The 6,836-nt window shown below is 66.2% G+C and carries 7 protein-coding genes; 3 read left to right on the top strand and 4 right to left on the bottom strand.

What is annotated here, in order from left to right; all coding sequences use genetic code 11:
- Positions 1–178: 178 nt before the first annotated feature.
- Both argB and ACQKJZ_RS17075 read right to left on the bottom strand, forming a co-directional pair.
- A complete protein-coding gene (argB, locus tag ACQKJZ_RS17080; protein ID WP_427732641.1) occupies positions 179–1,078 on the bottom strand; it encodes an acetylglutamate kinase in 900 nt (299 codons plus the stop codon).
- Between the two features lie 59 nt (positions 1,079–1,137).
- On the bottom strand, positions 1,138–1,791 hold the full coding sequence (locus ACQKJZ_RS17075; RefSeq protein ID WP_427732639.1) for a queuosine precursor transporter: 654 nt from the start codon (positions 1,789–1,791) through the stop codon (positions 1,138–1,140).
- Positions 1,792–2,030: 239 nt separating this feature from the next.
- Here ACQKJZ_RS17075 and ACQKJZ_RS17070 point away from each other — a divergent pair, with 239 nt between their 5' ends.
- Positions 2,031–3,428, top strand: a complete 1,398-nt coding sequence (locus ACQKJZ_RS17070; RefSeq protein WP_427732637.1) for a M20/M25/M40 family metallo-hydrolase — start codon at positions 2,031–2,033, stop codon at positions 3,426–3,428.
- Between the two features lie 300 nt (positions 3,429–3,728).
- Here the strand turns inward: ACQKJZ_RS17070 and ACQKJZ_RS17065 are convergent, their stop codons facing one another.
- Positions 3,729–4,487 carry an EAL domain-containing protein gene (locus ACQKJZ_RS17065; protein ID WP_427732635.1) on the bottom strand — a complete coding sequence of 253 codons (759 nt, stop codon included), beginning with the start codon at positions 4,485–4,487 and terminating at the stop codon, positions 3,729–3,731.
- Positions 4,488–4,707: 220 nt separating this feature from the next.
- Here ACQKJZ_RS17065 and ACQKJZ_RS17060 point away from each other — a divergent pair, with 220 nt between their 5' ends.
- Positions 4,708–5,031 carry a hypothetical protein gene (locus tag ACQKJZ_RS17060; RefSeq protein ID WP_409790525.1) on the top strand — a complete coding sequence of 108 codons (324 nt, stop codon included), beginning with the start codon at positions 4,708–4,710 and terminating at the stop codon, positions 5,029–5,031.
- Positions 5,032–5,099: 68 nt separating this feature from the next.
- Here ACQKJZ_RS17060 and rpoZ read toward each other — a convergent pair whose 3' ends face one another.
- Complete coding sequence (rpoZ, locus tag ACQKJZ_RS17055) at positions 5,100–5,444, bottom strand: DNA-directed RNA polymerase subunit omega (RefSeq protein ID WP_007407028.1); 345 nt, start codon at positions 5,442–5,444, stop codon at positions 5,100–5,102.
- Between the two features lie 162 nt (positions 5,445–5,606).
- Here rpoZ and ACQKJZ_RS17050 point away from each other — a divergent pair, with 162 nt between their 5' ends.
- Positions 5,607–6,788, top strand: coding sequence for a phospholipase D-like domain-containing protein (locus ACQKJZ_RS17050; RefSeq protein WP_427732643.1), 1,182 nt, complete (start codon positions 5,607–5,609; stop codon positions 6,786–6,788).
- Positions 6,789–6,836 lie beyond the last annotated feature (48 nt).

Raw genomic sequence — 6,836 nt, 5'->3', positions numbered from 1 at the left:
CAGGCGGGAGGGGTCGGGGGAGGGCAGGGAGCCTCGCAGAGACCATCGCTTGGGGCCTGCCCTCCCCCCATCCCCTCCCGCCTGCGGGAGGGGAGCGGCTAGAGGTGAGGGTTCACTATCCCAACCGCCGTTCAGCCTGAGCGAAGTCGAAGGCCATGCCCCCGACGCTGCCGTAAAATCACCGCCGAACGAGCGTCCCCGCCCCCTGCTTGGTGAAAATCTCCAGCAGCATCCCATGCGGAACACGCCCGTCCAGGATCACCGCCGCATCCACCCCGGCCTCGACCGCCGAGACGCAGGTTTCCAGCTTCGGGATCATCCCCCCCAAAATCGTGCCGTCCGTCCGCAGCTCCGCGATCCGCGCCGGGTTCAGGTCGGTCATCAGCTCGCCCTGCTTGTCGAGAACCCCCGCGACATCGGTCAGCAGGAAGAAGCGCGATGCGCCCAGCCGCGCGGCGATCGCGCCCGCCATGGTGTCGGCGTTGATGTTATAGGTATGCCCGTCCATCCCGATCGCGACCGGCGCGATCACGGGGATGATGCCGTCGGCGCACAGGCTTTCGATCAGGCGCGGATCGACCGACACCGGCTCGCCGACGAAGCCCAGATCGACATGGCGCTCGATGCCTTTGAGCGGATCGGCCTCGCGCCCCTGCACCTTCTCGGCGATGACGAGGCCGGCGTCCTTGCCCGAGATGCCCACCGCGCGGCCGCCGGCGGCGGAGATCCAGCTGACGATTTCCTTGTTGATCGATCCCGCCAGGACCATCTCGGCGATCTGCGCGGTTTCCTTGTCGGTCACGCGCAGGCCGTTGACGAACTGCGACTCGACGCCCAGCCGCTTCAGCATCGCGCCGATCTGCGGCCCGCCGCCATGCACGACCACCGGGTTGATACCGACCGCCTTCAAAAGGACCATGTCCTCGGCGAAGTCGCGCTGCCGCTCGGGATCGCCCATGGCGTGGCCGCCATATTTCACCACGAAGGTCTTGCCCGCGTAACGCTGGAGATAAGGCAACGCCTCGGTCAGCGTCTCGGCCTTGGCGAGCAGGGCGGCGTCGGGATCGTGGTTGGTCATCCCCGCCCTTTATCGCGGGGCGGCGGCGGGGAAAACCGGCAATATGTCGGGTTTCAAGGTCAGACGCGGTCCAGCTTGCGCCCCAACCCCACGAACACATAGATCAGCGGCGGAATCAGTATGGCGGACAGTGCGACCTTGGCGATCATCTGGCCTACGATCAGCGGGCCGATCGGAAACTCGCCGTAAAAGGCGATCGTCACGAACAGCAGCGTGTCGACGATCTGGCTGAGCATGCTGGCGATCGCCGCGCGCAGCCAGAGGAGCTTGCTGCCCTCGCGCCCCTTCAGCGCGGCGAAGATGGTGACGTTCAGCGTCTGCGACACGCCGTAAGCGACGATCCCGCCCAGCCAGATCCGCCAGGTCGACCCCAGCACCAGCTGGATCGCGTCGCGATTGGCCGGGATCATTTCGGGCGAGGCGGGCAGCGAATAGACGATGAAGGACAGCGCCAGCGACACCAGCAACGGTACGAAGCCCACCCGCACCAGCCGTCCGGCGACCTGCGGCCCATGCAGTTCGGCGACCGCGCTCGACGTGACGACCAGCAGCAGGAAGGCGAAGATCCCCGCCTCCACCGCCAGCGGCCCCAGCGCCACCTGCTTGTTGCCCAGCACGCCCGCGATACAGACCATGCCGCCGTAAAAGATCGACAGCGCGAACAGCGAGGGCGAGATCAGGCGGGGGCGAGCGGAAATGTCGGGCTGGTCCATCGGCGACTGCTAGCGCGAAAACGGTCCGGGGCAAAGGATTAGGCGATCCCCAAATCTTCCTCCCCTGGAAGGGGAGGTGGCAGGGCGAAGCCCTGACGGAGGGGTGTCGCGCTATCGAGAGGGGGACACCCCTCCGACGCGCTGGCGCGCGCCACCTCCCCTTCCAGGGGAGGAAAACTTGCGCGCACCGCCCCGACACGCTCTATTCCCCGCCGACACGCAAAAAAGAGGGGGATCATATGCGGTTGGCGAAATGGCTCGGCGGAGTGGCTGCAACGCTGGCGATGCTGCCGGGTATCGCGGCGGCACAGGATCGGCCCGACCAAAAGGCGTTCTTCGACCTCTACAAACAACTCGTCGAGACCAACACCGCGCTGTCGGTGGGCAGCTGTACCCAGGCCGCGTCGCAGATCGCCGACCGGCTGAAGACGGCGGGCTATAGCGACGCAGACATCACCCTGTTCTCGGTGCCCGACCATCCCAAGGACGGCGGCATCGTCGCGGTCCTGCCCGGCACCGACAAGAAGCTGAAGCCGATGCTGCTGCTCGGCCATCTCGATGTGGTCGAGGCCAAGCGCGAGGATTGGACCCGCGATCCGTTCAAACTGATCGACGAGGGCGGCTATTATTACGGGCGCGGCACCGTCGACGACAAGGCGATGAGCGCGGTCTGGGCCGACACGCTGATCCGCCTGAAGAAGACACCGCCCAAGCGCACCATCAAGATGGCGCTGACCTGCGGCGAGGAAACGACCTTCGCCTTCAACGGCGCGGAATGGCTAGCCAAGAACAAGCCCGACCTGATCGCGGCCGAGTTCGTCCTGAACGAGGGCGGCGGCGGCCGGCTCGACGACCAGGGCCAGCGGCAGTTGCTGGCGGTGCAGGTCGGCGAGAAGGCGGCGCAGAACTACACCTTCCTCGCCACCAATCCCGGCGGGCACAGCTCGCAACCGACCCCGGAAAACGCGATCTATGAGCTCGCCGATGCGGTGAAGGCGGTGCAGGGTTACGAATTCCCCGTCATCCTGACCGATACGACCCGCGCCTTCCTGACCGCGACCGCGCAACGTGTCGGCGGCCAGCTGGGCGATGCGATCACCCGGCTGCTCGCCGATCCGACCGACACGGCGGCCGATGCGATCGTCAGCCGCGACAAGGCGCTGCACTCGACGCTGCGCACCACCTGCGTCGCCACGCTGCTGCAGGCCGGTCATGCCGAAAACGCCCTGCCCCAGCGCGCGACCGCCAATATCAATTGCCGCATCTTTCCCGGCGAGACGGTCGAGGGGACGCTGGCGAAGCTGAAGGCATTGGCGGGACCCAAGATCACCGTCACCGCCAACCAGCCGGTGCGCCCGACCGCGATCCCGCCCAAGCTGGACCCGAAGATCATCGGCCCGATGAAGACGGTCGCGGCCAAGCACTTCCCCGGCGTCGCGATGGTGCCGATGATGTCGACCGGCGCGACCGACGGCATCTTCTTCCAGGCGATCGGCATCCCCGTCTACGGCGCGCCGGGTATCTTCATCGAGAAGGACATGTCGGGCATCCACGGCCTGAACGAGCGGATTCCGATCAAGTCGCTCTATGACGGCCGCGACTATCTCTACGACCTCGTCCGCGCCTACGCTTATTGAGGGATCGAGGGGACGGCGCCGTTCAGTGGGGGAGCATGCCGATCGACCTGCACGGCATTCCTCCCCTGCAAGGGGAGGTGGCAGGCCGCAGGCCTGACGGAGGGGTGTCACCATCTGAAAATGGGACGGAACCGCAACCGTTACACCCCTCCACCATGCTGCGCATGGTCCCCCTCCCCTTGCAGGGGAGGAATGAAGGTTATCGCGCCCGCCTCTCGGGGCCCTCCTGGACGCCGCAGTCCGCACGTCGCCCGGTGGGGGCATCACCGCCAAGTCGCGATATAGTCGTGCCGCGCATTATCAGCCGACCAGCGCATCCGCGTGTATCCGCGGCAGGCGTTCGAGTGCGGGGCGGGCATACCAGTAACCCTGGTGATAGCGGACGCCGAGGTCGTTGAGCGTCGCCGCTTCCGCCGCCGTCTCGATCCCCTCGGCGATCAGCAGCGTGTCGAGTTCGGCGCACAGCGACACCATCGATCGCACGATCGCGCGGCGACGGGGATTGGTGTCGATGTCGCGGATCAGCTCCATGTCGAGCTTGATTTCGTCAGGCACGAAGCGCGCGAACATGTCGAGGCCCGAATGGCCCGCCCCGAAATCGTCGATCGCGACCGAAAAGCCGATCTGCTTATAGGTGTCGATGATGCTCGCGACATGTTCGGGCGAGCCCATTTCCTCGTTCTCGGTGAATTCGAAGATCAGCCGGTCGATCGGCATGTTGACCGACTGCGCGGTGCGCATGGTCAGCTGGATACAGGCCAGCGGCGAATAGACCGCATTGGGCAAAAAGTTGATCGACAGCCGCGCGTCGGTGTCCATCAGGCCCGCCGTCATCGCGCTTTCGATCGCCTTCACCCGGCACGCCTGGTCGAAGGAGTAGCGATTCTCCTCGGTCACACGCGACAGCACGCCGTAAGCGCCCGATCCGTCCAGTCCGCGCACCAGCGCTTCATAGGCGAAGGGCTGGCCGGTATGCGTGTCGACGATCGGCTGGAACGCCATCGCGAACGGGATGTCGAAATCGATACCGTCCCGGCACCCGCTGCAGATCTTGCGCATTTCCATGCCCCCGGTCTGACCGGGATTGGTTAAGCGCCCGTCAAGATCGGACCATAGGCCGGTATTTCGCCCATGCGCCGGTATCTTGGCCCCATCCAAAAGCCGAACCGATTCCCGTCGTCATGCTGCCACGACGCTGAACGCTCCCGCCACCGGCGGTTCAGCTTGGCCGGCGCAGTCTGCCCGTCACCGGGAGCTGCTTTGCATTGGGATGAAGGTCATGAAGATGCTCAAGACGGGCCTGTTGCTGGCCCTGGCCGGCGGTACGCTGGTGGCGACGGCCGCCGGGGCACAGGACTGGCGTTACGACGATTACATGGCGCACCGGGCCGGTCGCGGGGCCGCGATCCACGCCTATCAGGCCGGCCGGGACCAGCGCGCCGCCGATACCGCCGCTTATTATGGCGATTATCGTGCGGCCGATGCCTATGCCCATGCCGCCGCCGTCCGGCGAGCCGAGGCCCGGCGCGACGTGCGTTTCGCCCGGCATGAACGCCACGCCGCGCGCTGGGATTACTGGCATGGCGGCGGCTGGGGTTACTGAGCCCATGCAAAAGGGCCGGCGCGAGGGTTCGCACCGGCCCTTTTCATATCGGGAGTCCGGACGGCGGATCAGCCGTCGTAATCGGCACCCAGATTCTGGTTGCGCGGCGGGGCGGCGGCAGTCAGGCGCAGCGCCTCGGCCGAGGCCTGCAGGCTGCCGACGTCATCCGCCTCATCCTCGTCGTCGATCTGGACGCGCTGCAGGCTGTTGACGACCGCTTCTTCCAAATGAGTCGGACGAACGGTTTCCTCGGCGATCTCGCGCAGCGCGACGACCGGGTTTTTATCGCGATCGCGATCGACGGTCAGATCCGCACCACCCGAAATCTGACGGGCCCGCTGCGCCGCGAACAGCACCAGATCGAAACGGTTGGGAACCTTGTCGACGCAATCCTCGACGGTGACGCGCGCCATGCGTGTGTCCTTCGCAAATAATGCTGGGATGAAAGAGGGCCACCTAGCAGCAACGGGCGCCCAAGTCAAAAGCCATGACCGGTGCAACATGCGCGTCACCTCGACCGTTACGCTTTCGACAGGATCATCTGCCGGAGGACCCGCCCCATTTCCGTCGCCCCGCTGCCCGACCAGCCCCCCGAGCAACCGGTCTTCCAGGTCGATGGCCACCGCCTGACCCTGCTGGATACGGGCCCCCGGCGGCTGGAGGCGTTGCTCGCGCTGATTGCGGGGGCGCGGCACTGTCTGCGCATCCTTTATTACATCTACGCCGATGACACGACCGGGCGGCGGGTGCGCGATGCGATGATCGACGCCGCCCGGCGCGGGGTGGCGGTCAGCGTGATCGTCGACGGATTCGGCGCCGGCGCGGACGAGGATTTCTTCCGCCCCCTGTTGGAGGCGGGCGCGCGGCTGTCGCGGTTCGAGCCTCGCTTCGGCCGCCGCTATCTGCTGCGCAATCACCAGAAGCTGGCGCTGGCCGATGCCGGGCACGATCCCCGGATCATCATCGGCGGCTTCAATATCGAGGATGATTATTTCGGCACCCCCGCCGACCAGAGCTGGCGCGACCTGGGCCTGTTGGTCGAGGGGCCGGCGGCGGCGCGGATGGCGGGCTATTTCGATGCGCTGTTCGCCTGGACGCAGAACCCCAAGGGACGGTTGCGCGACCTGAACAAGGCACTGGCGCATTGGAGCGAGCCGGCGGGGCCCCTACGCTGGCTGATCGGCGGCCCCACCCGGCGGCTGTCGCCCTGGGCGCGGACGGTGCGCGACGATATGCGGCGCGGGCGGCGGATCGACGTGATCGCGGCCTATTTCACCCCCAGCCCCACCATGCTCCGCCGGCTCGACCGCGCCGGGCGCCGCGACGCGCAGGTGCGCATCGTTACGGCGGGCAAGTCGGACAATCAGGCGACGATCGCGGCGGCGCGCTTCACCTATGCGGGCCTGCTGCGCAAGGGCGTGCGGATCTTCGAATATCAGCTCACCAAGCTGCATACGAAATTATACGTCATCGACGATGCGGTGCATGTCGGCTCGGCCAATTTCGACATGCGCAGCCTGTTTGTGAATCTGGAGCTGATGCTGCGTATCGAGGACGCCGCCTTCGCCAACCATGTCCGCGCCTATATCGACGGAGAGGTCGCGCGGTCGGAGGCGATCACGCCCGACTGGTACAAGCGCCACACCAACTGGTTCCAGCGGTTGCGCCAGTTCGCGGCCTATCTGCTGATCGCGGTGATCGACCCGTCAGTGTCGCGCGGGCTGAATTTCGGGATCGAATCACCCGATGGCGATTGATCCGAAGCCAACGTCATTGCGAGCGTAGCGAAGCAATCCAGGGCGTCC

The sequence above is a fragment of the Sphingomonas sp. NPDC019816 genome (assembly GCF_050274375.1).
Classification (GTDB): Bacteria; Pseudomonadota; Alphaproteobacteria; order Sphingomonadales; family Sphingomonadaceae; genus Sphingomonas.
This window is presented reverse-complemented; position numbering and strand designations above follow the sequence as displayed.